The sequence below is a fragment of the Sphingorhabdus contaminans genome (assembly GCF_007280415.1).
Lineage (GTDB): Bacteria > Pseudomonadota > Alphaproteobacteria > Sphingomonadales > Sphingomonadaceae > Sphingorhabdus_B > Sphingorhabdus_B contaminans.
Map to the genome: position 1 here is coordinate 1161322 of NZ_VKKU01000001.1, position 26715 is coordinate 1188036.

Below are 26715 nucleotides of genomic sequence, written 5' to 3' on the forward strand. Positions count from 1 at the left end.
CGCACTAAGCCTGCATCACCCCGCAAATATCCGCCTGTTTCGGATCGCAGGCCAATGTGACCTACGTTACAGGTCCACTAATGCAATTCAAGCGTATTTAATTGCACGATTAAACCCACTGCTGGATTGCCTTTGCGAGCGCGGAGTATTTCGGCTGGTCAGCCATCAGCTTGCGTAAGGATTGCTGCCGTAACCGGTCAAAAAGCCCCGGTGTGGCCAGGCTCATGGCACCTGAGCGCAACTGTTCGGACAGCCGCTTGTCGTGGACCGAAACGGGTTGTTCGGCTTCGCGTCGCAACATGCCTAAGGCATTTAAGGCAACCGACGCCATAAAACGGTCCCTGCCTTGCGCGTTCGGTTTTATGTCGCTCTCAATCCAGCTCGCTATCGCGGCGAGCATTTCTGCGGCCGATGGCTCTCCATTACCCGTCGCATGCTGCGGAGTGTCCAGATTGACTGGACCACGTTCCTGGTCAGGAACAAATTCCTCCAGCAACATCAAAAGGTCGACTTCCGTTTCCGACGCGCGCCGTCCAATCACCGCACGCTCAAGCCCGGCATCCAGACCTTTGCGCCAGATATCGGCCATCTGCAGACAGCATACACCCCACCATAAGGTGGCGTAGATCAGCCACCAGCGGAAACGATCCGGTTCGACAGCGACACCGCTTGCCAGTTCATATTCGGACCAAAATTCTTCAAGGGAACCGAGACCGAATGCAGGACGATCTATGTGTCCGAAGCGCCAGCTATTGATGCAGCCAAATGCCAGATCCTGATGACGGTCGCCCAAATGTGCAAGTTCCCAATCCAGCACCCCCGCCAGACCGTCGGCGTCGGCCATGATATTGCCCATGCGAAAATCGCCATGGAGAAGAACGGGATCAACCGCCGCCGGACAATGCTCCTCAAGCCAGCATATTGCGAGCGCCATAACCGGGCGGTCACCGCCGAAAGACAAAAAGCGTTCTTTCAGCTCCGAGAGCAGACTGCGCGACGATGTAACGGGAAGTGCAGGCAGGTTGCCGATGGGTATCTTGTGAATCTTCGCAAGTTCGCGCGCAAGATCGGACAGCAATGTCGGCGCTGGCGCGGCCAGTATCTTTGCCGGATTCACTTCCGCATCAATCCGCCGCATGAGATATCCGGTTCCCAAATCGTCATCGGGGGTGATTTCCGCGACTATTTCAGGTGCTTTAACGCCCGCTGCATAGGCAGCGCGGACGACCGCAGCCTCTGCATCATGGCCATATGCCCGGCCTGCCATCATTTCAGCAGATCGCGACAATCTCAGGACATAGCCGGATCCTGCATGATCGAAGGACCAGCTTTCCATATTCGCGCCACCCGAAAGACGCTTCAGATTTTCGACACTGCCGCCACCATTTATTCCACGCTGGACAAAGCGAGACATCTTGGCCGGGAAATCCGCACTCATTTTCTGCGATCCTTCCAGTAGGAGAAAACCTGCCGCTGAAGTTTTGCTATGTAAACCTGAGCATCCGGACCGGTCCACTGACCCTGATAATCTTCACGGCCGACCCACCAGCCTTGCCCCGGCAACCCATCACCTTCACGAACCACGAGAACCGCAAGAGCGGGAGCGCCTTCTTCTGCATTCAACTTATCAATCCGGTCCAATGTCTTGCAAACGGCGCGCATTTTTGGACGTGTGAAGCGAAATCCGAGGTTGAGGAGCAGTTCGGAATAACTGATTGCGCGTCCTTCCTTCGCGCAATTTTCCAAGAGCGCTTTTATCCGGGCCACATCGTGCAGCGCCGAAATATCAGCGGACGGATCGCTCAGAAAATCTTCAAGGATCGGGTCCAACTTTCCTCCTACAGATAGGTCTTGGCCATCTGCCCCATGATGGCGTGAAACTCCGATACGACCTCGTCAATAATGGCCTTGGCCGGTTTCACCTCGTCAATGCGTCCGGCAACCTGACCCGACAAAGCAATCGCGGCTTCCATGTTACCGCCGAAATAGAGGTCCAGCACACCACGCATTTCACCCATGATATTGTCCGTGGGCTCAAGATCCAGTTTTGTCGTCCGTTCCGTTCGTAACGCTCTTAATGCCGGACCGGGACCATGCCGGTTCAGGAACAGCGTGTCCGTTTCCTTCGCGGCAATTATTGCATCTTTCCAGTTCTGGTGGACCGGAGATTCCGCGGCGCTGACCATACGGGTTCCCATCTGAACACCTTCGGCACCAAGGGCGAAGGCGGCTGCCATCGTGCGTCCGCAGACCATTCCGCCGGCAGCGATGATCGGGACGTCAACTTTGCTGCGGATCAACGGCAAAAGTACCATCAGGGCGACATCTTTGGGGTTTTTGAAACCACCACCTTCGCCGCCCTCAACCACCAGCCCGTCGACCCCGGCTTCGATCGCCTTCAATGCACCGGCAAGCGTCGGAACGACGTGGAAAACTGTCAAACCTGCCGCCTTTAGCGGGCCGCAATATTTGTTGGGATCTCCGGCAGAGGTCGTGACAAATTTCACGCCCTGATCGACGACGAAGTCCACTATTCCAGGATCGCGAACAAAGGCCTGGGCGATGTTCACGCCGAATGGTTTGTCGGTCAGCTCGCGCATTTTGACGATTTCCGCGCGGACCTCTTCCAGTTGGCCGGATGAGGTTTCGATAATTCCCAGACCACCGGCATTGGAGACTGCCGACGCCAGTTGGGCACGGGCGATCCATCCCATAGGAGCCTGAATAATCGGATATTCGACGCCCAGTAATTCTGTGATGCGGTTGCTGATCTTGGTCATGCGGCTCTCCTCTTTGAAGAGGCATAAGGCCCGCGTTCCGATTGGCAAGTACGTGTTTAATCAAGCGACTAAATTTATGCCTATCAATGTGAAAAAGATTGGAAAAATGGTGGGCGATACAAGGTTCGAACTTGTGGCCCCACCCGTGTGAAGGGTGTGCTCTACCACTGAGCTAATCGCCCGGTCCTTCTGGACTGGTGGGTGCTTTGCCAGAGCGTTGGCGGGTTGACAAGGATTAGGAGACGATTTTGAAATGAGGTTCTTTTGTTACCCTGGCCGACGCCTGGGCACCGAGCCCATTGAAGATGGCGTCGATGATCCGGGACAGTTTTTCGACGCGTAACTTATTGACTCCAATATATATTATCGCCTCCGGATTGGTATAGCAGTGCACCATCTGGTTAATCAGCGACACAGCCTCGTCAATGGACAGGCCGGTGAAATAGCCCTGCTCCATCGCCTCGGCGACGATCAGCGCGAGATAATGGTCGCCAAGGTCGACATAGCCGCGCACGACTTCAAAATATTGCTGCCCGATTTCGAGATAGCTTTTGAGCAGTTCGGGCTCCGCCTCATATTTTTCGACCATCACAACGAACCGGCGGGCGAAATATTCGTACATCTTGTCCCGCACCGGAAGGTCGGATTCGGTGACCTCGACCATGATGCGCACCTTTTCATCGAAAAAGCGCTCGGCCACGGCCTCCAGCAGCGCCTCTTTGCTGTCGAAAAAGCGGTAGAGATTGGAAGGCGACATGCCCGCCGCAGCAGCCAGGTCCGACATGGAAATATCGACCGCGCCGCGCTTGCGGATCAGGTCATCGACGACTTCAAGCAACTCGGCTCTTCCAGCCTCAATATCGGTTTGGGGGCGGGCCATGGGGGGATCCTGTATTAGCGGTGCATAACAGTTTTGTGATATATGTCGGGAATCTTCAATCTTCAATGCTGTCGAAGGCAAAACGTTGTTGCGCAGAGTCGGATTCCGCACCACCCCCGTCGTCGACCAGACTGCCCAGCGTCAGCCCCAACAAACGGATCCCCATTTCCGCCGGTAATATCTGGTCCAGCAGGGCATGGCCGACCCTCGCAAACTCGGCGCGGTCGGCCAATATATGCGGGACGGTGCGCGAACGGGTGATGGTACGGAAATCGGAATAGCGCGCCTTCAGGACAAGGGTCTTGCCCTTCGCCTGATAGCGTTCGATCCGGTCCCACACGATGTCGATAATTTCGTCGAGCGCCTCGCGCAGTTCATCCTCGCTGCGCTTGTCGTCAAAATAGGTGAGCTCTCCGCCCAGGGATTTGCGTACGCTGTTGGCGTTGACCGGCCGGTCATCAATCCCCCGCGCCGCCTTGTATAGATAGCTGCCCCAACTGCCGAAATGATGCGCCAGCCATGCCTCGTCCTTTTGCGCGAGGTCGGCGCCTGTATGCACGCCCAGTTTCGCCATCTTTTCCGCTGTGCGCGGACCCACACCATGAAAGCGCCGCACCGGCAGGCCAGCGACAAATCCGGGTCCCTGTTCCGGCAATATGACGCAAAGCCCGTCGGGCTTGTTCTGGTCACTTGCCAGCTTGGCGATAAATTTGTTGTAGCTGACCCCTGCACTCGCCGTCAGGCCGGTTTCGGCACGGATCGCGGCACGGATGGCCTTGGCAATCTTGACGGCCGAGCCAATGCCCTGCTTGTCATGGGTGACATCCAGATAGGCCTCGTCCAGCGACAAGGGCTGGATCATGTCGGTATGCCGGGCAAAGATATCCCGGATTTGCCGCGACACCGCCCGATAGGCTTCAAAACGGGGTTTTACGAAAATCAGGTCCGGGCACTGCCGCTGCGCCGTGATGGAGGGCATGGCCGACCGCACGCCAAAGGCCCGCGCCTCATAACTCGCAGCCGCGACCACGCCCCGCTTTGAAGACCCGCCCACCGCAACAGGCTTGCCCCGCAATTCCGGATTATCCCGCTGCTCCACGCTCGCGAAAAAGGCATCCATGTCGACATGGATGATCTTGCGGACAGGCGGCGGGACGTCGGGATCGGACACCCTTTTGGATTATGGGGAAGTTTTGGGGATTGCTATCGGAATTCTTAGGTGGGTGATTTTTCGCTGGAAGGAAGACCCCCTAACCCCCAATCTCCGCCCGCAAAGCCTTCCGGTCGAGCTTCCCGATCATCGTCTTCGGCAAAGCCTCCCGCACCACAACGGACTGCACCCGTTCGTGCTTGCCCAATTGCGGGTTCAGCCATTTGGTCAGGGTTTCGCCGTCTTCCGTAGCACCATCCTGCAGGGTCACATAGGCGCGCGGCATTTCGCCGTGATAGGGGTCGGGAACGCCAATCACCAGCGCCTCTTTGACCGAGGGGTGCTTGTACAGCACATCTTCGACCTGGCTCGGAAAAACCTTGAATCCGCCGACCGCGATCATGTCTTTGAGACGGTCGACGATATGGATGAAGCCATCCTCGTCAATCGTCGCCACATCGCCGGTGCGCAGATATTTTCCGACAAATACTTCGGCATCGGCATCCGGCCGGTTCCAATAGCCGCACATGACCTGTGGCCCTGCAAAGACCAGTTCGCCCGGTTCGCCTTCGGGGGCGGCTTTGGTGGGGTCTTCCTTGTCGAGCAGTTTCACATCGGTGCCGGGAATCGGCTGCCCGATGCTGCCCAGTTTGTTGAGGCCCTCATAGGGATTGCACGACACGACGCCGGAGCTTTCAGTAAGGCCATAGCCCTCAATCACCACCGCACCGCTGCGTTCTTCAAACCGGGCTTTCAGCTCGGCCGCCAATGGTGCGCCACCGGAAATACACGCCCGCAGGCTGGTGAAATCGGTTTTGGAGATATCCGGGCAATCCAGCAGTGCCTGATACATGGTCGGCACACCGGGCAAGGATGTGACCTGCGTCCGGTTTACCGCAGCCAGCGCCGCCTTCGCCTCGAACCGTGGCAACATGACAATTTCGCCGCCATTGAAAATGGTCCGGTTCAAAACCGTCGCATTTGCAAAGACATGGAAGAAAGGCAGCACACCCAAAATCCGGTCCTCGGCCGGATTGTCGGGCTCGTTGATACGGCTGTGCGGGTCCAGCATGTTGATCTGCCGCGCATTGGCGGTGATATTCTGGTGGCTTAGCATGGCGCCCTTGGGCACGCCGGTTGTCCCGCCTGTATATTGCAGCTGGGCAATGTCTTTTTCAGGGTTGCAGGGCTGCGCCACATAATCGCCGGCATTGGCCGTCAATTCGGCGTAGGAGGTGATGCGGCTGTCTGCCGGTATGGGGGCGATATCCTTGCGCTTGAACAGTCGGTAGGCCCAGCTTTTAGCACGGGGCAACGCCTCGGCCACGCTGCCGACGACCAGTTCCTTCAGGTTCGATTTATCGAGCACCTTGATCGCGGTCGGCAAGAGCGCCGCTGCCGAAACGGTGAACAGGATCGACGTCCCGCTGTCGGCCACCTGGTGCGCCAGTTCATCGACCGAATAGAGCGGCGAAAAATTGACCACCGTCGCACCGGCCGCCAGCGCGCCATAATAAGCGGCGATATAATGGGGTACATTGGGCAGGAACAGACCGATATGGTCGCCCTTCCCTATCCCCTTATTCTGCAATCCTTTTGCCACGCGCCGGACGCTTGTCGCCATTTCGGCATAGCTATATTTGCGGCCCATAAAGTCCGCCAGTGCCGCCTTGCCCATCCGCTCGGCAGATTGGAAAAACATGTCGTGCAGGGCCAGCGGCGCAAAATGCTGGTCCCATTTGGCGGGGTGGAGATAGTGGCTTTGCCAGATGCTGGTGGTCATGGGTTACTTATGCCGCGTGATACCAGCCAACGCCATCGCGGATTTCGCATTTTATGCGCCCCGTGAAATGTAGATGCCGCAAATGCGCCTGCGCCTCGCCTGTGGCCAGACCGTAGACACTGTCGTCAATTTCGCGGTCAAACAGCAGGCCAAAGGTATCAACCGCCCGCATTTCCCTGTCCCGCAATGCGATCTCCAGCTTTTCCAGCCGTTCATGATGTCCCGACGCCAGCTTGTCGAGGCGGACATGGACGCCGGTGAAGGGCTCCCCATGCGCCGGCAGCACCAGCATATCGGCAGGCAGGGCGGCGCGGAATTTGGCAATGGATGCCAGCCATTCGCCCAGCGGGTCGGCCTGTGGTTCGCTGTCCATGACCGAAACGTTCGATGTAATGCGCGGCAGAATCTGGTCGCCGGCGATAATCATGCCGTTGTGGAAATCGACGAGGCTCGCATGTTCGGGCGTATGCCCGCCGCCGGTGATGACGGTCCAGTCGCGCTGGCCAATGCGGACAACCTGCCCGTCATCCAGCCGGACATGCCCGGTCGGCAGGCGGGACACCGCGCGGGCAAATTTACCCCAACCGCCTTTACGCACCTGCTCGATCCGTTCCTCGTCATAGCCGGCAAAACGGCGGCTGTTCAGCACCTCTTCGGGCGGTTCATCCAGCTCTTCATTGGTCAGCATCCGGACCATCAGCCATTCCGTCCGGTTCATCCAGATCGGCACCTTGAACTTGTTGGCCAGCCATCCGGCGCAGCCCGCATGATCGGGATGGAAATGCGTCACAAAAATGCGGGTCATGCGCCGGTCCGACAGCACGCCCGCAAACATCGCTTTCCAATGCTCGATCGTCCCCGGCATGAACAGCCCGGTATCGGCAATCGCATAGCCGTCACCGTCATCCAATATCCATAAATTGATATGCGCCAGATTGCCGGGCACCGGCATCCGCGTCCAACCCAGATCGGGCGCCAGCGGATAAATCTCGCCATATTGCGGGGCATGGTCGCCCAGGGGATAGGTCAATCCCTTGAGTTCCTTTGCTTCAAAGCCATGATCGGCCAGGGAAGCGTCATAAGCGGGGGGTGTTTTGGGTGCCATGGCACTGCCGTGCCTTAATCATGCGGTTAAGGCAATGCTGACGTTAGGGAAGGTTGCCGGATCTAAGATAAATGCGCCGCAATCAAGCATCCGTCACCCTGTACTTGTTTCAGGGTGACGGGAGCGGGATTATAAATTTTTGGTACTGAGTCCGAGATGGCTACTCCATATCCTCTCCCCTGCACGGGAGGGGTTACGGAGCCTTATCCGCCGAGCCTTGCGGCCCTAAGAACGCTTACTCGCCCGCTTTTTTGAACAGCGTGTCGGCTGTCAGTTCCGGCTTTGCTGCGGTGTCGTCTTCACCGTTCAGCGCGGCTTCCGCCTTGCGGGCGGCTTCGGTGCGTTCGGCGCGCAGTTCTTCGATCAGGGCTTCGCGGTCGGTGCCAAGACGGGCATCGTCGGCGGCGCTGTTATCGATGCCGGCCTTCTTGGCTGCACGGCTGACAATGGCGTCCAGTTCGCGCTGCGATGTCAGGCCAAGGGTTACCGGATCCTTTGGCTGGATTTCGGCGATGTTCCAGTGGCTGCGTTCCCGGATGGCGGTAATCGTGTTGCGTGTCGTACCGATCAGCTTGCAGATCGCACCATCCGAAATTTCGGGGTGGTTGCGCAAGAGCCAGGCGATGCCATCGGGCTTGTCCTGACGCTTCGAAACCGGCGTGTAGCGTGGCCCCTTGGTGCGACGCACCTGCTCGGGACCTTTGCTCATCTTCAGGACATAATCTTCGTCAGCCTGGCCTTTTTCGATTTCTTCCATCGACAGTTCGCCGGCATGGACAGGATCGCGTCCGGTATATTTCGAACCGGTCATATCATCGGCCATTGCCTGCACTTCGAGGATGTGAATTCCGCAGAATTCCGCAATCTGCGAGAAGCTCAGGCCGGTGTTGTCAACAAGCCATGCGGCTGTTGCATGAGGCATCAAAGGGGTGGCCATCTACTCTACTCCAATAATAAGGGCCGCCCCTTACCGGAGCGGCCTGAATGTGTTGGGACGCGGTTTAGGCCAAATTGACGGCGGCGTCTAGTCGCTGTTTTGCGGCCTGCCGCTTCCGTTCCGCCAACAGTCAGCGCTGGACGGGAAACACACGCAGCCGTGGCTTGCCGACATCAAGGCCCGAAAGGCCGGTCACCGAATAGGCAATGGAGATATCGTTGCAGGGATTGTCGTTGGGCCATTTGCACCGCCGCGCGCTCAGTTTTTCGCCTTCGCCGCCGCTCCATTCCTGATCCTTGGTGGCCGGACCGTTGAATATTTCTTCCATGTCCTCCCACCGCTGCGCGCCGCGTCCCTTGCGCACTTCGACATGGCTGTTGTTCTCCGAAATTCTCAGCAAAGGATAACTCATAGGATATCTCCCCCATCGCTTCGCTTGCTTTACGCCCGTCTTTGCAGCATTTCAACGCCACGAGGGGAGAGACGGACGATGAAAAGATTCCTGAAGTGGCTGGCGATTCTGATCGTGCTTGCGGTCGCGGCGCTCTTTATCTGGGGCTATGCACCGGACACCGATGCGGCCGAGATGAAGGCAAAATATGGTGGCGAAACATCGCGCTATGTCGAACTGGAGCCCGGATTGACCGTCCATTACCGTGATCAGGGGAAAGCGGACGGCCGTGTGGTCGTGCTGATCCACGGGTCGAACGCCTCGCTGCACACATGGGAGCCCTGGGTAGCCATTTTGGGCAAGGATTACCGGATCGTCTCGCTCGACCTGCCAGGACATGGCCTGACCGGAAGCCATCCGGGCGGCGTGTATGACTATCCTGTCTTTGTCGATGTCGTCGACAAGCTGATGACGCGGCTCGATATTCCCAAGGCCGTAATCGGCGGAAACTCTATGGGTGGCGGCACAGCGTGGATGTTTGCCCTTGCCCATCCCGACAAGACCGAAGCGGTCCTGCTTGTCGATGCGGCAGGTGCACCGCAATGGCAGGCGCGCAAGGTGCCCATCGGTTTCCGGCTGGCGCGGATGCCGGTGGTCAAGGAACTGGCTCGCTTTATCGCCCCGCGCAGCATGTTTGAATCAAGCATCAAGACATCGATGAGCGTCCAGTCCAAAATCGACGACGCGCTTGTGGACCGTTATTGGGAACTGAACCGCTATCCCGGCAATCGGGAGGCGACCATGAAGCGATTCTCCCTGCCGCATAACAACCGGCAGGCGAGCAAGGAAAAGCTTGCCGCCATCAAGGTACCGACGCTGATTCTATGGGGCGAGGAAGACAATCTGATCCCCGTAAAATCGGCGAACTGGTTTGCCGAAGCCATTCCGGGGTCGAAGCTGATCGTCTATCCCGCGGTCGGCCATATTCCGATGGAGGAAATCCCGGAAAAGAGCGCTGCGGATGTGAAGCTGTGGCTCGACGCGCTGCCGACGCCTTAAGGGTCAGGACCTAGATTTCGAGCACGATTTTGCCGACATGGTCGCCTGATTCCATATAGGCATGGGCGGCCGCGGCTTCCTTCAAGGGGAAGATGCGGTTCATCTCGGGGCGGAGCGCGCCGTCGGTTACCATCGGCCAGACGGACTGGTAGATTTCCTGCGCCAGCAAGGCCTTGAACGCGGCGGAACGGGGGCGCAGGGTCGATCCGGTCAGCGTCAGGCGGCGCATCATCACCTGCGCCATGTTTATTTCCGCAACCATGCCGCCCTGCACGGCAATGGTGACGTGACGCCCGTCCTCGCGCAGGCATTGCAGGTTCCGGGGAACGTAACTGCCCGCGACCATGTCGAGCACCATATGCACCCCTGCGCCGCCGGTGATGGCCTTTACCTCTTCGACAAAATCCGTGCTGCTATAGTTGATGGCATGGTCTGCGCCGATGGCCTTGGCCGCATCGCATTTCGCGTCGGACCCGCAGGTAACGATAACCTTCAGTCCGAACAGCTTGCCCAGCTTGATCGCCATGGTCCCGATACCGCTGGTCCCGCCATGGACCAGGATCGTCTCGCCATCACAGGCATAGCCGCGCTCGAACACATTATGCCAGACGGTCATCAGCGTCTCTGGCAAGGCCGCCGCCTCTGCCATACTGAGCGACGCGGCAACGGGCAGGCACTGGTCGTGGCGGGCGATGCAATATTCGGCATAGCCCCCGCCCGAGACGAGCGCGCAATATCGGCTGCCGATCTCGCTGGCATCGACATCCGGACCGGTGGCGACGACGGTTCCCGACACCTCCAGCCCCGGCAGGTCGCTCGCGCCCGGAGGAGGCGGATAAAGTCCCTTGCGCTGGACAACATCGGGGCGGTTGACGCCGGCATAGGCGACCTTCAGCAGCACCTCGCCGGGACCGGGGACCGGCACCGGACGGTCGCAGGGCTTCAGTACCTCGGGGCCACCCGGCGTGGAAATCTCGATCGCGGTCATAATTTGTGGCAAATCTGCCATGTCAGTCCCCATTTCCGCCCCTTTTTCGGCGGGAACTTATTGACAGCAACCGCTCTCCAGTCAACACTGCTCACCATGGATAGCGACGAGAATTTACCGCTGCGCCGTGACGACCCCCTGACCCTGCTGGTCCGGCAGGATCTCGACCCGCTTTCGGTCGACGAGCTGGAAGCGCGGATAGCCGCCCTAAAGGCCGAGATCACGAGGTGCGAGGGCAAAATCGCCTTCGCCACCAGTCACCGCAGCGCCGCCGATGCATTATTTAAAAAATGAAAAACCATGGCACAGCATGAATTTTTCACGCTTTTGCCGTTAACTTCAGAAATGCAGTTGAAAGCACAAAAGACGAAACCGATATAAAGTAAACGGACCCCAGCGACCCCCAGTTTAAGGAACAAAACCATGCCATCATTTGCGGAATCGCTGGAAGCAACGCTTCACAATGCGCTCAAGCATGCCGGCGACCGCGCCCATGAATATGCGACTCTGGAGCATCTTCTGCTTGCGCTGATCGACGATGCCGACGCCGCCAAGGTGATGCAGGCCTGCGGTGTCGATCTGGGCGAACTGTCCGACGTCGTCATAACCTATCTCGACAGCGAGCTCGAAAGCCTGCGCGTCGAAGGCAAGGTCGACCCTTCCCCCACCAGCGGATTCCAGCGGGTGGTGCAGCGGGCGATTCTGCACGTCCAAAGCTCCGGCAAGGATGTCGTGACCGGCGCCAACGTGCTGGTCGCGCTTTTCTCCGAACGGGAAAGTTACGCGGTATATTTCCTGCAGCAACAGGATATGAGCCGCCTCGATGCTGTGTCCTATATCAGCCACGGCATTGGCAAGGATGGCAAGTTGGCCGAACCGCGCCAGGTGCAGGGTAGCGAGCAAAAGGGCGAAGAACCCGAAGACAACAAGTCGAAAAAGGACAAGAAAGAAGGTGCGCTGGAACAGTTCACCGTCAATTTGAACGAAAAGGCGATGCAGGGCCGGATCGATCCGCTGATCGGTCGTTCGGCTGAGGTGGACCGCACGGTCCAGATCCTGTGCCGCCGGTCCAAGAACAACCCGCTTTATGTGGGTGAACCCGGTGTGGGCAAAACCGCCATTGCCGAAGGGCTTGCACGGCGTATCGTTGAAAAGCAGGTTCCCGAAGTGCTGCTACCGGCTGTCATCTATTCGCTCGACATGGGCGCATTGCTGGCCGGCACACGCTATCGCGGCGATTTTGAAGAGCGTTTGAAGGCTGTTGTATCGGAGCTTGAAAAGCTGCCCGATGCGATCCTGTTCATTGACGAAATCCACACCGTCATCGGTGCCGGTGCAACCAGCGGCGGCGCGATGGATGCGTCGAACCTGCTGAAACCGGCTTTGTCGGGCGGCACGATCCGGTGCATCGGGTCCACGACCTACAAGGAATTCCGCAACCATTTCGAAAAGGACCGCGCCCTGCTGCGCCGGTTCCAGAAAATCGATGTGAACGAGCCGACAATTGACGACACGATCAAGATTCTGGCCGGTCTGCGCAGCGCCTTTGAAGACCATCATAAAGTCAAATACACGCCCGACGCGCTGAAAGCCGCCGTGGAACTGTCGGCGCGCTACATCAACGACCGCAAATTGCCGGACAAGGCGATCGACGTCATTGACGAGGTAGGTGCCATGCAGATGCTGGTTGCGCCGTCCAAGCGCCGCAAGCTGATCACCGCGCGCGAGATTGAGGCCGTTATCGCCACAATCGCCCGCATCCCGCCGAAAAATGTGTCGACCGACGACAAGACCGCTTTGGGCACGCTCGAAGCCGATCTGAAGCGCGTGGTCTTCGGGCAGGACAAGGCGATCGAAGTGCTCGCCAGCGCGATCAAGCTGTCGCGTGCCGGTTTGCGCGATGGCGACAAGCCGATTGGCAACTATCTGTTCTCCGGCCCCACCGGCGTCGGCAAGACCGAAGTCGCACGGCAACTGGCCACGATCATGGGCATCCCGCTCAAGCGGTTTGACATGAGCGAATATATGGAACGGCATTCGGTATCGCGCCTGATCGGTGCGCCTCCGGGCTATGTCGGCTTTGACCAGGGCGGTCTGCTGACCGATGCGGTTGACCAGAATCCGCACTGTGTCCTGTTGCTCGATGAAATTGAAAAGGCCCATCCGGACCTGTTCAACATCCTGCTGCAGGTGATGGATAATGGCCGCTTGACCGACCATCATGGCAAGACCGTGGATTTCCGCAATGTCATCCTGATCATGACGACCAACGCCGGCGCGAGCGATATGGCGAAGGAAGGTATCGGTTTCGGCAATAATATCAGCAAGGAAGATGCCGGCGACGAAGCAGTCAAGAAGCTGTTCGCCCCCGAATTCCGCAACCGCCTCGATGCGCAGGTGCCGTTCGGTTATCTGCCGACAGAGGTTGTGGCACGTGTGGTCGACAAGTTCATCCTGCAGCTCGAGCTGCAACTGGCCGACCAGAATGTCCATATCAAGCTGGATGACGAGGCACGTTCCTGGTTGACCGAGCGTGGTTACGACAAACTCTACGGCGCCCGCCCGATGGGCCGCCTGATCCAGGAAAAGATCAAGCAGCCGCTGGCCGAAGAACTGCTGTTCGGAAAACTGGTGCATGGCGGCGAAGTCGCGGTCCACATGAAAGACGGCGCCCCCGCCTTCGAAATAACCCCCGCCCCGCCCAAGGCCACCAAGCCAAAGGCACCCAAAAAGGCAACGGGCAAGGCCAGCAAGGCAAAGTAACCGGCATTGAGGAGAGTCCCTGAAAGGACAGTCCCCAAGCTCGTTTCAGCCTCCGCCGTCCCTGCCCGGCACCGCCACCAGATGTGCGGCGGGGCCTATCGCGTCGAACAGGGCGGCTTCTGTTCCAGTCATCCACACCTGGGCGCCGGTTTCACCCAATCGGGCAAATAAAGCTGCGCGGCGGTCGGGATCGAGGTGGGCGGCCACTTCGTCCAAGAGCAATATGGGTGGCGCGCCACGCTGTTCGGACACCAGCGCGGCATGCGCGAGGATCAGTGACAGCATCAACGCCTTCTGCTCGCCGGTGGAGCAGCGGTCTGCGGGCTGGCCATTGGCGCGGTTGTGGACGATCAGGTCGGCCCGGTGGGGGCCGGTCAGGGTCCGCCCTGCCCCGGCATCCTTGCGCCGTGCCGCGCGCCACCCTGCCTTCAAATCTTCAGCCGAAACCGGCCCATCCATCGCCAGAATGATTTCAGGAACCGGAAAAGGGTGCGTCGGCGCATGTTCCAATTGTCCGGCCAGCGCCTGCAACATCCGCGCCCGTGCCGCGATGATCGCCGCACCGGACTCCGCCATTTGGGCCTCGATCGCATCCAGCCAGAGGGGGTCGGGGCCCTCGGGCGCAGTCAGGATGCGGTTGCGTTGCTGCACCGCCTTTTCATAGCGGCTGCTGTTGCGCGCATGATCTGGCTCGAGCGCAAGGACCAGCCGGTCCAGAAAACGTCGCCGCGCCCCGGCACCATCGACAAACAGCCTGTCCATCGCCGGGGTCAGCCAGATCGCCGAAATCCACTCTGCCAGATTGTTGATCGTGGCATTTGCGCCGTTGATGCGCACCTTGCGCCGCTCCGGCTGGGCGGCATCTATTCCGGTACCGATAACCGTCCCGTCGATTTCGGCCGAAACCGAAAAACCGCCACTCCCCTGGCTATAGGCCATTTCGGAAAGCGCAGCGCGGCGCAGGCCCCGCCCGGGCACCAGAAGGGACACCGCTTCCAATATATTTGTTTTACCGGCCCCGTTCGCACCATGCAGGGCAATGAAGGGCGCCTGCGGCACCAATGACAGATGCACATGATTGCGAAATTCGGTCAGGGTCAATCGGGAAAGGGCCATCTGCCGTTTCTGCTATATCATGATAGCCCCGGGTCAACCCGATTATTTGGTGAAATTTCCATCCCAAATATTGGGATATTTCACCAATTTATGAAATGTTACAACACTGACGATTGCTTCATAATTCGCTTATCTATCTGTATTACATATATTTTTCAAAACTGGCACACCCCGTGCAAAGTAGTGTGCATAGCCGGAATGGTCCGGCAGATTAAAAAGGAACTTAAAATGACACAGTCTTCGCGTAACCAAATCGTCTCGGTCTTTGCAGCAGTTGTATGCGCATTCATCACCATCGGACTGAGCGTTGCACCCGCCGTTGCTCCCGTCGCAAGCCTCGTTGCTTAAGACGGGACAACCCACCCACATCATCTTGTTTAGGGAGTTTTAAAAATGGCACGTTTGGTTCTGGATAAAGCCAATAAGAAGATCCTCGGCGTATGCGCAGGATTGGCAAATTGGTCCGGGATTGACCCGATGATCGTACGCCTGATCTTTGCGGTTGCCACCTTGATCGGCTTTGGTTCTCCGATCCTGATCTACATCCTGCTGGCCATGGTCCTGGATTGATCGCCACCTGACTTAAAGAACGCCTCTTGCTGCCGTTAAGGTTAATAGAATTCCATCGAGCAGGAGGCAGCCATTGGCTGGAGACGAACATCTCTTCAACTCGCGCCTGTTCCGACGGGACGAGGTCCGCATCGCCGGAGAAGTCCGGGAAAGGGGCGGAGCGAAGCAGAAAATATCCGTGATCGATTTGTCCCAGGCAGGTTTCCGGATGCACTGCGTTTTCCTGATACCCAAGGATCGCACCATTTTCCTGACCATGCCCGGTCTGGAAGCAATGGAAGCCCGGATCGCCTGGCATCAGGACGATTATTATGGCTGCGCGTTCGCGCGGAAATTATACCCCGCCGTCTTCGAGCATATCATCAAGACAAATCCGGCGCTGGCCTTGCACCGCTGACATCAGCGCCGGACGGAAAATAGCAACGGGTGCTCAGGCAACTTTGCGCACAAACACTGTGCCGGCAGAATAGCCCGCACCAAAAGAACAGATCAGCCCCACATCCCCTGCCGCAAGATCCGCATTATGCTTGTGGAAAGCGATAATCGAACCGGCACTTGATGTGTTGGCATAGGTATCGAGCACGGTGGGGCTTTCATCCTCGCTTGCCTCATGTCCCAGCACCTTGTGTGCGATCAGACGGTTCATGCCGGTATTCGCCTGATGCAGCCACATGCGGCGCAAATCCGATCCGGAAAGCCCCAAAGTTTCGGCATGCTCCAGGATCATCTGGCCGACCATCGGCACCACTTCCTTGAATACCTTGCGCCCTTCCTGCACAAAAAGCTTGTCGTTGCGCGGGCCGCTTTGATCCACCGGGCCGTTACCATGCGCCCGGTTGAGGAAACCGAAATTGTTGCGGATATTGTTGGAAAACTGCGTTTTGAGGCGGGTACCGAGAATTTCCCAATGCCGGGCTGGCGCAATATCGCGCGCCTCGACCAATATTGCCGTTGCAACATCGCCGAAAATGAAGTGGCTGTCACGATCGCGCCAGTTCAAATGGCCCGATGTGATTTCCGGATTAACCACCAGCACCGATTTCGCGTTGCCGCTTCGGATATAGTCAGCCGCGGTCTGGATACCGAAGGTCGCCGACGAACAGGCGACATTCATGTCAAAGCCAAAGCCGCGCTGCATCCCCAATTCATGCTGGATTTCGACCGCCATCGCGGGATAGGCGCGCTGCATATTGGACGCCGCGCACAGCACGGCATCAACATCCGCAACGTCGCGTCCGGCGGCGGCCAAAGCCTCGCGACAGGCGGCGACGCCGATCTCCGCCATGATTGAAACCTGTTCGTTGGACCGTTCGGGATAGCGCGGCTCCATGATGTCGGGATCCAGAATCGCGCGCTTGTCCATGACGTGGCGCGATTTGATACCGCTCGCCTTTTCCACAAATTCGACCGAGCTGTAGGTCAGCGGTTCAGCGTCGGGATTGGCCGCATTATAGCGGTCCACATAGGCGTTGAAGCTGGCAACCAGTTCTTCATTACTGATCGTGTCGGTCGGTGTGAACAAACCCGTTGAGGATATAACCGGTATTGCAGCCTGAGCGCTTTGCGACATTATTTTTCCCGCTTGTATGTTGTCATTGCGTCCGGATGCCTAGCGCCTGCGTATCTTCGAAACAAGCCGTTTGCACGAGGCGGTAACTTCGTTAAGCAGAGACCCGGGGGGAGGACAGGAATGTCATTTGAAGAACGGAAGCCAAGCTGGATTTCCCGGCTGTTCCGAAAAGCACTGGTCGGAATATACCGGCGCAACGGCTGGCACGCGCACGGCGTCGTGCCGGAACCACGGAAATTCGTGCTCATCGCCGCGCCGCACACGTCGAACTGGGACTTTGTCTATTTTCTTGGCCTGACCGACGAACTGGGTATCCGGCCACATTTCATGGCCAAAAGCTCGCTATTCCGCTGGCCGTGGAAAAATTTCATGCTCGACATGGGCGGGGTGCCTGTCGACCGGTCGTCGAGCAAGAATTATGTGCAGCAGATGATCGATGAATTCCATCGGCGGACCGAATTCATGCTGACCATCGCGCCCGAAGGAACGCGCGATACGGTCAAGGCGTGGAAGACGGGTTTCTACCATATCGCGATGGGTGCAGGCGTGCCTCTGGTGGTCGGCATGATGGACTATGCCTCCAAATCCGGCGGGTTGGGACCGGCGATCTGGCCGACGGGCGACTATAAGGCCGACATGGCCAAAGTCGCCGAAATCTATTCCAAGGTGACGCCCAAGCACCCTGCAAAGGGGATGACAGCGGTTTTGGCGAAGGACGAAGAATGACAGACGTGGTTTCTACTCTTGCCCTGAACGGCGTGGCGCTGATGGCCGCGATCCTGCTGCTATGGGCCTATTCGGTGCGGATCCGGGATGTGTCCTTCATCGATGCCTTCTGGGCATTCGGCATGGTCGTGCTGGCATGGGCGACCTGGGCGCAGTCCGCCAACCCCGGCGCGCGGTCGAGCCTGATCCTGGCTCTCACGACGCTCTGGGGGATGCGGTTGACGATCCACCTCTGGATTCGCTGGCGCGCACATGGCGAAGACCCGCGCTACACCAAGATCATGGCCAGCCGGATGGAGAAAAAGGGCTGGAGCTGGGCGAAGACGTCGCTGATCGCAGTGTTTCTGACGCAGGCGCCGCTGCTGTTCATCACCTGCCTTCCCGCGCAGCTCGGCATCTGGGCGAGCGAGGGCGGACGCACCGTCATCGGCCCGCTGGGCGCCATTGGCGCGGGCATAGCGCTGATCGGCATCGCCTTTGAAACAATCGGCGATGCGCAGCTAAACGCCTTCCGCAAGGACCCTGCGAACAAGGGCAAGGTGCTCGACACCGGCCTGTGGCGCTATACCCGCCACCCCAATTATTTCGGCGATGCCTGCACCTGGTGGGGCATCTGGCTGATTGCGGCAGAGACAGGGATTCCCGGCTGGATCAGCATCATCGGCCCGCTGTTCCTGACCTTCACCCTTACCAAATGGTCGGGCAAGCCGCTGCTGGAATATGGCATGAAGAAAACGCGCCCGGGCTATGCGGACTATGTGGCCCGCACATCCGGATTCTTCCCGCTGCCGCCCAAAAAAGGATAAAGGCTATTTCACCAGCCAGATTTCGCCATATCCGTTAAAGGCAGGCGCAATCTTGTGCTTCACCTCCCGCCCCGGCGCGAAGGCGAGGTTTGGGAAGCGTTCGAACAGCATCGGCAGCGCAATCTTCGCCTGCGCCTTGCCGAGCCCGGCGCCTAGGCAATAATGCGCGCCGCCGCCAAAGGCGAAGTGCTGGATATTCGGACGCTCGATATCAAATTTCAGCGGATCGGGATTAACGGCCGGATCGAAATGCACGCCAAAGAGCGACATGTGGATCGTATCCCCCTGCTTCACCTGTTTGTCGGCAACCTGCATATCCTGATGCGCACTGCGCAGGACTTGCGTGACCGGTGGTTCAACACGCAGGATTTCGTCCATCGCATTGTCGTGTAGGTCCGGCCGCGTCCGGAATTTGGCGAGTTGGTCCGGATTTTTCAGCAACTGCACCACCCCTGCCCCCAGCATGTCGGTGGTGGTCGAATTGCCCGCGATCAGCAGCAAGCGGATCAACAGCACGATATCCTGCGTGGTCAGCGTATCGCCCTCCTCCTCGGCCTGCGCCAGTCGGGTAATGAGGTCATCGCTGGGGTTGGTACGTCGCAGGTCGACTTCGCGGGCAAGATAATCGGCCAGAACCGTCGTCGATTCTTCATATAGGGCCGTCTGCTCCGGCGTGCGGAAGGGATTGAGCGCCTGCATACAACCCAGCGACCAGCGGCGGAAATCCTTGCGATCGGCGGGATTGATGCCCAGCAATTCCGCCATCACCGTAGTCGGCAGCGGCGATCCGAAAAGCTGCACAAAGTCAAATTCGCCCTCGGCTGCCTCAATATCCGCGATCAGGTCACGCGCAATCTGCTCAATCCGGGGCAGCAGGGCATCCACCGACCGCTTGTTGAACGCCTGCAATACCAGCGTCCGCTGCCGCTTATGCTCGGGATCGTCGAGCATCAGGATCGACAGTTCCTTGCTGTTGTTGCCGTAGAGCGTTTTGGAAAAACTGCCGTCATTGGCCTTGCGCGGGTCGGCGTTCAATTCACGATTCTTGATCAGCTCCGACACTTCTGCGCCGCGCGTCAGGAAATAACGGCCCAGTTGCTGGTCATGATGCACAGGGTCCGCCGCGCGCAGCCGGTCAAGCGGCACCCAGGGCGTTTCACGATAGGTCGGATCCAAGGCCGAGAGCTGGTAGCCGGTGGGAAGCGGTGTATCGTCGGACATGAGGGTCTTTCGCTTGTCGGGTTTCGTTCCGACTATCGCAGATATTTTTGCGCGGCAAGCGGTGTGTGGTCGTCAGGGGACAGTCCCGAGCCCGATATGGTCCCCTACCCCGCAATCACCCCGAACAGGTCATGCTCATCCGCGTCCTCGATTGCGACGGCAACGATATCGCCTGCCTTTACGCTGTCCGCAACGTCGCGCAGATAGACATGGCCGTCAATTTCGGGTGCATCGGCCTGGCTTCGGCCGGTGGCGCCGATGCTGCCATCTTCGTCGGGTTCGCCGACTTCATCGATGATGACCGGCAAGGTGCGGCCCACCTTGGCCGCAAGCTTTGCCGCGCTGATGGCGGCGGTTTTCGCCATGATCCGCTGGAAACGTTCTTCCTTAATCTCTTCCGGCACGGGATTCGGCAGGGCGTTGGCCTGCGCGCCTTCGACCGGTTCAAACCGGAACGCACCCACGCGGTCAAGCTGGGCTTCATCCAGCCAGTCGAGCAGATACTCGAAATCCGCCTCGGTTTCGCCGGGAAAGCCGACGACGAAGCTGGACCGGATGGCGATGTCGGGTGCGATGCTGCGCCATTTGCGGATGCGTTCAAGCACCTTGGCTTCATTGGCCGGCCGCTTCATCGCCTTCAGGACATTGGGGGCGGCATGCTGGAACGGAATATCGAGATAAGGCGTCAGCAACCCTTCGGCCATCAACGGGATTACGTCATCCACATGCGGATAGGGATAGACATAATGCAGGCGGACCCAAGGGGCGACGCCTTCACTGGTCCGCAATGTGCCGAGTTCCCGGGCAAGATCGGTCATATGTGCGCGGACTTCACGGCCCTTCCACTCCCGGCTTTCGTGGCGCGTATCGACGCCATAGGCCGACGTATCCTGGCTAATGACCAGCAATTCCTTGGTCCCGGCGGACACAAGCTTTTCCGCCTCCCGCAATACGGCGTCAATCCGGCGGCTGGCCAGTTTGCCGCGCAGCGACGGGATGATGCAAAAGGCGCAGCTATGGTTGCAGCCTTCGGAAATTTTCAGATAGCTATAATGGCGGGGCGTCAGTTTCAGGCCGCCTTCGGGCACCAGATCGACAAAGGCCCCGCGCGCAGGCGGCGCTGCGGCGTGGACAGCGGTGACCACATCTTCATATTGATGCGCGCCGGTAATCGCCAGAACATCGGGAAAGCGGGCGCGGATCGCCTCGGCCTCGTTACCCATGCAGCCCGTGACAATCACCCGGCCATTTTCGGCAATCGCTTCGCCAATTGCCTCAAGACTTTCTTCCTTGGCGGAATCGAGAAAACCGCAGGTATTGACCAGCACCACGTCCGCACCCGCATAATCGGGCGAAAGACCATAACCGTCCGCCCGCAGCTTCGTCAGGATACGCTCGCTATCGACCAATGCCTTGGGACAGCCAAGGGAGACCATGCCCACCTTGGGCGCTGCTTTGATTTGAGTTGCCATGATGGCGCCGCGCATAGCGGGTTTATGCGCGCTTGTCACGGCGCCAGTACAATGGCATCCGGTGCAGGTTTTCGAAGAAGAAGCAGCCATGTTGAAAATTGAATTCACAAAGGGATCGGACCGGGACTGGATTGTGGCGACCCGCGATGATGGTTCGGTGGAAAAGCTGAGTTTCCCGAAAAAGGGACTCACGGTGCACGATGCTGTGCACTTCTTTGTCGAACGCGATCTTTCCTTGCATGATGCATTTTGGGGCAAAGTGGAAAAGGGTTCAAATCCCGAAGAAATTCAGGTTCTGGCCAAAGCGGGGGGCCATGCCAGCGCGACACGGGCTGAACAACCCGACGATAGTATTATCGAGCTGTTGCAGGCCGAGCGGCTGGTCGAATGCTTTGAAGCCGACGCCTGGGGACAGCCTGCTGACGCAGAATCCTTTTTGGAGATTGCAAAAGCCGCATGCGAATCCGCGCTGGTTCCGATGCCCGAGATGGATGCGGCAAAGGTGGAGCAGATACGCGAGAATATCGCAGCTTTTCATGCTGACTGGATTAAGGCACCTGCGGGGTATACAAGCTGCCTCCATTGGAGGAGGTAATCATGGCAAACGCAAATTTGCTGGCGATATTGGTCGCCGCAGCAGCGGGCTTTCTGGTGGGTGGAATTTGGTATGGTCCGTTATTCGGCAAAGCCTGGATGAATGAAAACGGCTTTACCGAGGAAGAGTTGAAAAAGGCCAATATGCTCAAAATCTATGGGCTGACTTTCGCATTTTCGGTGCTGTTGGCGGTATTTCTGGGGCATTTGCTGGCGGCGGTTCAGGCCGGCACACGGGCTACGATGATGATTTCGACGGGCATTGCGCTTGGCTATATCGCGCCTGCCATCGGCACCAACTATCTGTTTTCACGCAAGTCGGGAAAGCTGTTTGCGATTGATGCCGGATATTGGGTGGTGTTCTACGCCGCGATGGGGCTGGTATTCGTATTTCTGGGTAGTTGATGACGGTTGGGGCCTGGCCCCAACCTAGTCACCCCCCATAAGCCTGATGCAAGGCCGCAAGCGACTCGCGGTGCGTGAGGTCGAGTTGCAGTGGCGTGACGGCGATATAGCCGTCTTCGATCACCTCAAGATCGGTATCATGTCCCGATGTGTGCACCATGCCGTGCAACCCGAACCAGTAATAATCATAACCGCGCGGGTCGGTGCCTTTGACGATCGAGCCGCGGCTATAATCATGGAAACCCTGCCGCGCGACCTGAATGCCTTTGACATCCTGTGGAAGGCGCGCGGGGAAGTTGATGTTGATCAAAGTGCGCGGCGTGGCCGGCATGTCCAGCAGAGGCCGCAATACGCGTTCCCCCCATGCCTCAGCCGCGGAAAAAGGCACACTGTCGGCCATGCCTTCCTTGCTGTAGACCTGGCTCATTGCAATTGAGCGCACGCCTGCAAGCGCGCCTTCCATCGCGGCCGACACTGTGCCGGAATAGGTGATGTCGTCACCCAGATTGGCACCCCGATTGACGCCGGACAGGATCAGGTCCGGCTTGGCATCCTTCATGATCACGCCCAGGCCAAGCATCACCGAATCTGTTGGGGTTCCCGAAACCGAATAATGCTTTTCCCCATGCTGCCGGATACGGACCGGACGGGTCAGCGTCAGCGAATGGCCAGCGCCCGAATTTTCTTCAGCCGGGGCGACAATCCAGACATCGTCGCTTATGCTGCGCGCAATCTGTTCAAGCACCTTCAGCCCCGGCGCATTCACGCCGTCGTCATTCGTAAGCAAAACACGCATCAGGCCATTGGCTCCAGTCGGGTGACACCACCCATATAGGGCAGCAAGGCGGCAGGAATAGTGACGCTTCCATCGGCTTGCTGGTAATTTTCAATAATAGCCACCAGCGTCCGGCCAACGGCAAGACCGGAACCGTTCAGCGTGTGGACAAAGGCCGTCGCCTTGCTGTCGGCGGGACGATAGCGTGTATTCATGCGGCGGGCCTGAAAATCGCCGCAGTTGGAGCAGCTCGAAATCTCCCGATACAGCCCCTGCCCCGGCAACCAGACCTCGAGATCATAGGTTTTGCGCGCGCCAAAACCCATGTCGCCCGTGCATAGCAATAATTTGCGATAGGGTAGTTCCAACGCCTGCAAGATTGACTCGGCTGCGGACGTCATTCGCTCATGCTCTGAAGCACTGTCTTCCGGGCGAACAATTGAAACCAGCTCGACCTTTTCGAACTGGTGCTGACGGATAAGACCTTTGGTATCTTTACCCGCTGCCCCCGCCTCTGAACGGAAGCATAATGTATGCGCGGTCAGGCGGATCGGCAATAGATTGTCGTTCAAAATCTCTCCAGCCACACTGCTGGTCAGTGAGACTTCCGCCGTCGGAATAAGCCATCGCCCATCCGTTGTACGGAACGAATCGTCGGCAAATTTGGGTAGCTTGTCGGTGCCGTACATGGCGGCGTCATTTACAAGAACCGGAGTATTGCACTCGCTATAGCCGTTAACCTGCGTTTGATGGTCGAGCATAAACTGTCCGATTGCGCGGTTCAATCGCGCCATTTGCCCGCGCATGAACGTAAATCTTGCGCCGGACATGGCGACGCCGGTTTCAAAGTCCAGTCCCAATGCCGGGCCGAGATCGGCATGGTCTCTGGGTTCAAAATCAAAATTTCGTTGCTGCCCCCAGCGAAGCTGCTCGACATTTTCGGACTCATCGGCACCGTCGGGCACATCGTCCGAGGGCAAATTCGGCAAAGTGGCCAGCGCGGTCTCCAATTCCGACGCCAAAGCGCGTTCCTGCTCCTCCATTTGGGGCATGCTGTCTTTCAGCGACGCGACTTCGGCCTTCAGCGCCTCGGCCGTGGCGGTATCGCCCTTGCCCATAGCGGCACCTATGGCTTTCGACGCCTCGTTCCGCCGGGCCTGCGCGGCCTGCATTTCGGTCTGGATCGCCCGTCGTTTTTCGTCCAGCGCCAGCAAGGACGCCGACACGGCAGCCGCCCCGCGCCGTTTTAGCGCCGCATCAAAAGCTTCGGGATTTTCGCGTATATATTTCAAGTCGTGCATGGCGGCAGGCTATGCCGACGCGCCCGAGGTTTCGCAACGAAAAAGGGTGTGGTGCTGCGGACTGACCCCAACACCCCCACATAAAAAAGGGCGGCTCCGAGAACCGCCCTTTCACCAGATACAAGGCAGCACCCCCTATGCTGCGATTGTATCCTTGGATTTCTTGGCTGCGCGGCGGCGTGCGAACAGGCCGGCGGCTGCGGCACCGAAGAGCAGGACCATGGGCGGAGCCGGAACATCGGTGCCGCCGGTGGAGCCGCCCGTCGATCCACCGCTCGACGAAGACGACGAGCTGGAAGATGAAGAGGAGCTGCTGCTCGAGGTTGATGCGCCCGACGATGTTCCGCCGAACGAAGAAGATGTGCTGCCACCAAAGCTCGACGAACCGCTCGAGGAAGACGAGCTGGACGACGACGAACTGGAGGACGATGAGCTGCCCGAAGAACCGCTGGAGCCCGAGCTGCCCGACGAACCGCTCGAACCGTTGCTGCCGCCCGAACCGCCATAGCTGGACGAACCATGACCGCCCGATCCGCCCGGCTTGCCGGAGCTGCCGCCCGAAGAAGAGCTGCTGCTTGACGAAGAGCTGGAAGACGAGGACGAGCTGGACGACGAAGACGAGGACGAACTGGTCACGGCGCCGCTTGAGGTGCTGACATTACCCGACGAGGTTGAAACACCGCCGGTCGAAGTGGAGACGCCGCCAGTGGAGGTCGACACGCCACCTGTCGAGGTGCTGATACCGCCGGTAGACGTTGAAACACCGCCGGTGGAGGTCGATACGCCGCCGGTCGAGGTGGATGACGAGGTGCTGACACCGCCGGTCGATGTCGATACGCCGCCCGATGTGCTGGACGTGCTGGACCCGCCTGTGGAGGTGCTGGAGCCGCCGGTCGACGTGCTCGAACCACCGGTCGAGGTGCTCGAACCGCCCGAAGAGGTCGAGCTGCTGATGCCGCCAGTGCTGCTGGAGGTGGAGGAAATGACTACGGTGCCGCTGCTTCCGCCGCCACCGCCGGAGAAGCCGCCGAAGAAGCCGCCACCGAATCCGCCGCCAAAGCCGCCCGATCCGCCAATGATGACAGGAACGCCGCCGCTGCTGCCGCCTTCATAAGGCGCAGGTGGCATGAAAGGCACGGGAATGGGAGGCATGCCCTGGCTGGCGACTGTAACGACGCTCGGCGTGCAGGTGCTGGTCGTTGTGGTGCGAACGACCTTGCGAACGCGCTTCACCTTACGGACAGGCGTATGGTGCGCGATCTTGCGTACCTTGTGCTTTTTCTTGGCAACCTTGTGCACCTGCGCAGGGGGCGTATCGGCGACTTGCATCGCGCCGCCGCCAATCAGTGCACCGCCGCACGTGCAGGCACATAATTTCGCTAAAGCCATGCGTACTGACATAATCTCGACCTTCTTCAGCATTGGGGCTGGGAACGGGATCCAAACTCCAGATCCTTATTCACGCCTCCTGATGTAGCGAGAAAGGCAGAACTATTGGTTAAGCTCAATTGCATTAACCCTGTTTAACGGCACCGCTTTGTGAAAAATGCGGAATTTCAGTGGGGAAAAGACAAAGCGTCCCGAACTGGAACTGTTTACAACTGGACTATTTACAGCCCGGAGCCATTTCCACAGCTTTTGGGAGGCCAAATTGCGGTTCGGCAATTTGCCGCTTGTGCGCCCATAACCCCGAGTCTATATCGCCGCCCGAGAGTTGTATTCATGCGGGTCCCCGGGTTCCCGCCCGGGCCGCAAGAGGTGGAGATTACATAATGGGCGCAAGCGCCAAGCCTCAAGATAATAGCAGTGAAACCAGTGGCTTAGATATTGATCTAGACCCGTCATATGTGCCCTCGGACGACGAGCCATTTATGAATGACAAACAGCTGAAGTTCTTTGAACGGCAGCTGATCGACTGGAAGAACAGCATCCTTGCCGAAGCGCAGGGTACTTTGAACCAGTTACAGGACGGTCCGATCCGTGAACCCGATCTCAACGACCGGGCATCAAGCGAGACGGACTGGAGCATCGAACTGCGCACCCGCGACCGTCAGCGCAAGCTGATTTCCAAGATTGATGCCGCTTTGCGCCGCATTACCGAAGGGGAATATGGCTATTGCCAGGTCACCGGGGAGCCTATCTCGCTGGCCCGCCTGCGCGCCCGTCCCATCGCAACGATGACGCTGGAGGCACAGGAACGGCACGAGCGGCAGGAACGGGTATCGCGCGACGATTGATATCGTCCGCACTCGTCCCAATCCTATCCAATTGGTTGGCCTTTTTGGTTAACGGCTTCTTGGCTTACGCCTAGAAAATCGGTGCC

General features: G+C 58.5%; 29 protein-coding genes and 1 tRNA gene. 13 read left to right on the forward strand and 17 right to left on the reverse strand.

Annotation, left to right across the window (positions count from 1 at the left end; genetic code table 11):
* Positions 1–109 precede the first annotated feature (109 nt).
* The 10 genes from FOM92_RS05745 to FOM92_RS05790 form a co-directional block, all read right to left on the reverse strand.
* Positions 110–1438, reverse strand: coding sequence for a phosphotransferase family protein (locus tag FOM92_RS05745; protein ID WP_143775815.1), 1329 nt, complete (start codon positions 1436–1438; stop codon positions 110–112).
* Positions 1435–1830, reverse strand: coding sequence for a ribose-phosphate pyrophosphokinase (locus tag FOM92_RS05750; RefSeq protein ID WP_246087157.1), 396 nt, complete (start codon positions 1828–1830; stop codon positions 1435–1437). The genes FOM92_RS05745 and FOM92_RS05750 overlap by 4 nt, the downstream gene beginning before the upstream one ends.
* 8 nt (positions 1831–1838) lie before the next feature.
* Positions 1839–2780, reverse strand: coding sequence for an NAD(P)H-dependent flavin oxidoreductase (locus FOM92_RS05755; RefSeq protein ID WP_143775816.1), 942 nt, complete (start codon positions 2778–2780; stop codon positions 1839–1841).
* Positions 2781–2887: 107 nt separating this feature from the next.
* A tRNA-Val gene (locus FOM92_RS05760) sits at positions 2888–2962 on the reverse strand.
* A gap of 53 nt (positions 2963–3015) precedes the next feature.
* Positions 3016–3660: a TetR/AcrR family transcriptional regulator gene (locus tag FOM92_RS05765; RefSeq protein ID WP_143775817.1), complete on the reverse strand. Its 645-nt coding sequence runs from the start codon at positions 3658–3660 to the stop codon at positions 3016–3018.
* Positions 3661–3715: 55 nt separating this feature from the next.
* The gene (gene dinB / locus FOM92_RS05770) at positions 3716–4831 is read right to left on the reverse strand and encodes a DNA polymerase IV (RefSeq protein ID WP_281285563.1); all 1116 of its coding nucleotides are present in this window, start codon (positions 4829–4831) and stop codon (positions 3716–3718) included.
* 79 nt (positions 4832–4910) lie between these two features.
* Positions 4911–6593, reverse strand: a complete 1683-nt coding sequence (locus FOM92_RS05775) for a long-chain-fatty-acid--CoA ligase (RefSeq protein ID WP_143775818.1) — start codon at positions 6591–6593, stop codon at positions 4911–4913.
* Positions 6594–6600: 7 nt separating this feature from the next.
* A complete protein-coding gene (locus tag FOM92_RS05780; protein ID WP_143775819.1) occupies positions 6601–7698 on the reverse strand; it encodes an MBL fold metallo-hydrolase in 1098 nt (365 codons plus the stop codon).
* Between the two features lie 235 nt (positions 7699–7933).
* Positions 7934–8635 carry a DUF1013 domain-containing protein gene (locus FOM92_RS05785; protein ID WP_143775820.1) on the reverse strand — a complete coding sequence of 234 codons (702 nt, stop codon included), beginning with the start codon at positions 8633–8635 and terminating at the stop codon, positions 7934–7936.
* Positions 8636–8765: 130 nt separating this feature from the next.
* Positions 8766–9047: a hypothetical protein gene (locus FOM92_RS05790; RefSeq protein ID WP_143775821.1), complete on the reverse strand. Its 282-nt coding sequence runs from the start codon at positions 9045–9047 to the stop codon at positions 8766–8768.
* A 78-nt stretch (positions 9048–9125) separates the two neighbouring features.
* Here FOM92_RS05790 and FOM92_RS05795 point away from each other — a divergent pair, with 78 nt between their 5' ends.
* Positions 9126–10085 (forward strand): alpha/beta fold hydrolase, encoded by a 960-nt coding sequence (locus tag FOM92_RS05795; protein ID WP_143775822.1) that lies wholly within the window; start codon positions 9126–9128, stop codon positions 10083–10085.
* 10 nt (positions 10086–10095) lie between these two features.
* On the opposite strand, the gene FOM92_RS05800 is transcribed toward FOM92_RS05795, so the two are convergent.
* Complete coding sequence (locus FOM92_RS05800) at positions 10096–11094, reverse strand: NAD(P)H-quinone oxidoreductase (protein ID WP_143775823.1); 999 nt, start codon at positions 11092–11094, stop codon at positions 10096–10098.
* A gap of 39 nt (positions 11095–11133) precedes the next feature.
* On the opposite strand from FOM92_RS05800, the gene FOM92_RS05805 reads away from it, so the two are divergent.
* Together FOM92_RS05805 and clpA are read left to right on the forward strand one after the other, a co-directional pair.
* A complete protein-coding gene (locus tag FOM92_RS05805; RefSeq protein ID WP_425473366.1) occupies positions 11134–11367 on the forward strand; it encodes a DUF1192 domain-containing protein in 234 nt (77 codons plus the stop codon).
* Positions 11368–11496: 129 nt separating this feature from the next.
* Complete coding sequence (gene clpA / locus FOM92_RS05810) at positions 11497–13836, forward strand: ATP-dependent Clp protease ATP-binding subunit ClpA (protein WP_143775824.1); 2340 nt, start codon at positions 11497–11499, stop codon at positions 13834–13836.
* Between the two features lie 45 nt (positions 13837–13881).
* Here clpA and recF read toward each other — a convergent pair whose 3' ends face one another.
* The gene (gene recF, locus FOM92_RS05815; protein ID WP_143775825.1) at positions 13882–14952 is read right to left on the reverse strand and encodes a DNA replication/repair protein RecF; all 1071 of its coding nucleotides are present in this window, start codon (positions 14950–14952) and stop codon (positions 13882–13884) included.
* A gap of 393 nt (positions 14953–15345) precedes the next feature.
* Between recF and FOM92_RS05820 the strand changes: the two genes are divergently transcribed.
* Together FOM92_RS05820 and FOM92_RS05825 are read left to right on the forward strand one after the other, a co-directional pair.
* Positions 15346–15522 carry a PspC domain-containing protein gene (locus FOM92_RS05820; RefSeq protein ID WP_143775826.1) on the forward strand — a complete coding sequence of 59 codons (177 nt, stop codon included), beginning with the start codon at positions 15346–15348 and terminating at the stop codon, positions 15520–15522.
* A gap of 73 nt (positions 15523–15595) precedes the next feature.
* Positions 15596–15919 carry a pilus assembly protein PilZ gene (locus FOM92_RS05825; protein ID WP_143775827.1) on the forward strand — a complete coding sequence of 108 codons (324 nt, stop codon included), beginning with the start codon at positions 15596–15598 and terminating at the stop codon, positions 15917–15919.
* A gap of 33 nt (positions 15920–15952) precedes the next feature.
* Here FOM92_RS05825 and FOM92_RS05830 read toward each other — a convergent pair whose 3' ends face one another.
* Positions 15953–17092: a beta-ketoacyl-ACP synthase III gene (locus FOM92_RS05830; protein ID WP_143775828.1), complete on the reverse strand. Its 1140-nt coding sequence runs from the start codon at positions 17090–17092 to the stop codon at positions 15953–15955.
* Between the two features lie 120 nt (positions 17093–17212).
* Here FOM92_RS05830 and FOM92_RS05835 point away from each other — a divergent pair, with 120 nt between their 5' ends.
* Positions 17213–17818, forward strand: a complete 606-nt coding sequence (locus tag FOM92_RS05835; protein WP_143775829.1) for a lysophospholipid acyltransferase family protein — start codon at positions 17213–17215, stop codon at positions 17816–17818.
* Positions 17815–18624, forward strand: a complete 810-nt coding sequence (locus FOM92_RS05840) for a DUF1295 domain-containing protein (protein ID WP_143775830.1) — start codon at positions 17815–17817, stop codon at positions 18622–18624. Before FOM92_RS05835 ends, FOM92_RS05840 begins: the two co-directional genes overlap by 4 nt.
* Positions 18625–18627: 3 nt before the next feature.
* Here FOM92_RS05840 and FOM92_RS05845 read toward each other — a convergent pair whose 3' ends face one another.
* A complete protein-coding gene (locus tag FOM92_RS05845) occupies positions 18628–19845 on the reverse strand; it encodes a cytochrome P450 (protein ID WP_143775831.1) in 1218 nt (405 codons plus the stop codon).
* A gap of 104 nt (positions 19846–19949) precedes the next feature.
* Positions 19950–21332 (reverse strand): 30S ribosomal protein S12 methylthiotransferase RimO, encoded by a 1383-nt coding sequence (rimO, locus tag FOM92_RS05850; RefSeq protein WP_143776339.1) that lies wholly within the window; start codon positions 21330–21332, stop codon positions 19950–19952.
* Between rimO and FOM92_RS05855 the strand changes: the two genes are divergently transcribed.
* Together FOM92_RS05855 and FOM92_RS05860 are read left to right on the forward strand one after the other, a co-directional pair.
* Complete coding sequence (locus FOM92_RS05855) at positions 21316–21912, forward strand: hypothetical protein (RefSeq protein WP_170226749.1); 597 nt, start codon at positions 21316–21318, stop codon at positions 21910–21912. The two genes, rimO and FOM92_RS05855, sit on opposite strands and share 17 nt — an antisense overlap.
* A 2-nt stretch (positions 21913–21914) precedes the next feature.
* A complete protein-coding gene (locus FOM92_RS05860) occupies positions 21915–22316 on the forward strand; it encodes a DUF1761 domain-containing protein (protein ID WP_143775833.1) in 402 nt (133 codons plus the stop codon).
* 28 nt (positions 22317–22344) lie between these two features.
* Here the strand turns inward: FOM92_RS05860 and surE are convergent, their stop codons facing one another.
* Entirely contained in the window at positions 22345–23112 is a 768-nt protein-coding gene (gene surE / locus FOM92_RS05865; protein ID WP_143775834.1) for a 5'/3'-nucleotidase SurE, read from the reverse strand.
* Positions 23112–24392 (reverse strand): serine--tRNA ligase, encoded by a 1281-nt coding sequence (gene serS, locus FOM92_RS05870; RefSeq protein WP_143775835.1) that lies wholly within the window; start codon positions 24390–24392, stop codon positions 23112–23114. The genes surE and serS overlap by 1 nt, the downstream gene beginning before the upstream one ends.
* 220 nt (positions 24393–24612) lie before the next feature.
* On the opposite strand from serS, the gene FOM92_RS05875 reads away from it, so the two are divergent.
* From FOM92_RS05875 to dksA, 4 genes are all read left to right on the forward strand, one after another.
* Entirely contained in the window at positions 24613–24900 is a 288-nt protein-coding gene (locus tag FOM92_RS05875; RefSeq protein WP_246087158.1) for a hypothetical protein, read from the forward strand.
* Between the two features lie 33 nt (positions 24901–24933).
* Positions 24934–25506 carry a hypothetical protein gene (locus FOM92_RS05880; RefSeq protein ID WP_246087159.1) on the forward strand — a complete coding sequence of 191 codons (573 nt, stop codon included), beginning with the start codon at positions 24934–24936 and terminating at the stop codon, positions 25504–25506.
* Between the two features lie 12 nt (positions 25507–25518).
* A complete protein-coding gene (locus FOM92_RS16075) occupies positions 25519–25869 on the forward strand; it encodes a hypothetical protein (protein WP_246087160.1) in 351 nt (116 codons plus the stop codon).
* Between the two features lie 394 nt (positions 25870–26263).
* The gene (gene dksA / locus FOM92_RS05885; protein ID WP_246087161.1) at positions 26264–26629 is read left to right on the forward strand and encodes an RNA polymerase-binding protein DksA; all 366 of its coding nucleotides are present in this window, start codon (positions 26264–26266) and stop codon (positions 26627–26629) included.
* Positions 26630–26715: the final 86 nt, after the last annotated feature.

Excerpts from the sequence above, each read along its gene's own strand:
- FOM92_RS05745 (WP_143775815.1), bottom strand. The coding sequence starts at position 1,438 with ATGAGTGCGGATTTCCCGGCCAAGATGTCTCGCTTTGTCCAGCGTGGA.
- FOM92_RS05755 (WP_143775816.1), bottom strand. The coding sequence starts at position 2,780 with ATGACCAAGATCAGCAACCGCATCACAGAATTACTGGGCGTCGAATAT.
- FOM92_RS05765 (WP_143775817.1), bottom strand. The coding sequence starts at position 3,660 with ATGGCCCGCCCCCAAACCGATATTGAGGCTGGAAGAGCCGAGTTGCTT.
- FOM92_RS05775 (WP_143775818.1), bottom strand. The coding sequence starts at position 6,593 with ATGACCACCAGCATCTGGCAAAGCCACTATCTCCACCCCGCCAAATGG.
- FOM92_RS05780 (WP_143775819.1), bottom strand. The coding sequence starts at position 7,698 with ATGGCACCCAAAACACCCCCCGCTTATGACGCTTCCCTGGCCGATCAT.
- FOM92_RS05785 (WP_143775820.1), bottom strand. The coding sequence starts at position 8,635 with ATGGCCACCCCTTTGATGCCTCATGCAACAGCCGCATGGCTTGTTGAC.
- FOM92_RS05790 (WP_143775821.1), bottom strand. The coding sequence starts at position 9,047 with ATGAGTTATCCTTTGCTGAGAATTTCGGAGAACAACAGCCATGTCGAA.
- FOM92_RS05795 (WP_143775822.1), top strand. The coding sequence starts at position 9,126 with ATGAAAAGATTCCTGAAGTGGCTGGCGATTCTGATCGTGCTTGCGGTC.
- FOM92_RS05800 (WP_143775823.1), bottom strand. The coding sequence starts at position 11,094 with ATGGCAGATTTGCCACAAATTATGACCGCGATCGAGATTTCCACGCCG.
- clpA (WP_143775824.1), top strand. The coding sequence starts at position 11,497 with ATGCCATCATTTGCGGAATCGCTGGAAGCAACGCTTCACAATGCGCTC.
- recF (WP_143775825.1), bottom strand. The coding sequence starts at position 14,952 with ATGGCCCTTTCCCGATTGACCCTGACCGAATTTCGCAATCATGTGCAT.
- FOM92_RS05820 (WP_143775826.1), top strand. The coding sequence starts at position 15,346 with ATGGCACGTTTGGTTCTGGATAAAGCCAATAAGAAGATCCTCGGCGTA.
- FOM92_RS05830 (WP_143775828.1), bottom strand. The coding sequence starts at position 17,092 with ATGTCGCAAAGCGCTCAGGCTGCAATACCGGTTATATCCTCAACGGGT.
- FOM92_RS05835 (WP_143775829.1), top strand. The coding sequence starts at position 17,213 with ATGTCATTTGAAGAACGGAAGCCAAGCTGGATTTCCCGGCTGTTCCGA.
- FOM92_RS05840 (WP_143775830.1), top strand. The coding sequence starts at position 17,815 with ATGACAGACGTGGTTTCTACTCTTGCCCTGAACGGCGTGGCGCTGATG.
- FOM92_RS05845 (WP_143775831.1), bottom strand. The coding sequence starts at position 19,845 with ATGTCCGACGATACACCGCTTCCCACCGGCTACCAGCTCTCGGCCTTG.
- FOM92_RS05855 (WP_170226749.1), top strand. The coding sequence starts at position 21,316 with ATGATGGCGCCGCGCATAGCGGGTTTATGCGCGCTTGTCACGGCGCCA.
- rimO (WP_143776339.1), bottom strand. The coding sequence starts at position 21,332 with ATGCGCGGCGCCATCATGGCAACTCAAATCAAAGCAGCGCCCAAGGTG.
- FOM92_RS05860 (WP_143775833.1), top strand. The coding sequence starts at position 21,915 with ATGGCAAACGCAAATTTGCTGGCGATATTGGTCGCCGCAGCAGCGGGC.
- surE (WP_143775834.1), bottom strand. The coding sequence starts at position 23,112 with ATGCGTGTTTTGCTTACGAATGACGACGGCGTGAATGCGCCGGGGCTG.
- serS (WP_143775835.1), bottom strand. The coding sequence starts at position 24,392 with ATGCACGACTTGAAATATATACGCGAAAATCCCGAAGCTTTTGATGCG.
- FOM92_RS05875 (WP_246087158.1), top strand. The coding sequence starts at position 24,613 with ATGGGCGGAGCCGGAACATCGGTGCCGCCGGTGGAGCCGCCCGTCGAT.
- FOM92_RS16075 (WP_246087160.1), top strand. The coding sequence starts at position 25,519 with ATGAAAGGCACGGGAATGGGAGGCATGCCCTGGCTGGCGACTGTAACG.
- dksA (WP_246087161.1), top strand. The coding sequence starts at position 26,264 with ATGAATGACAAACAGCTGAAGTTCTTTGAACGGCAGCTGATCGACTGG.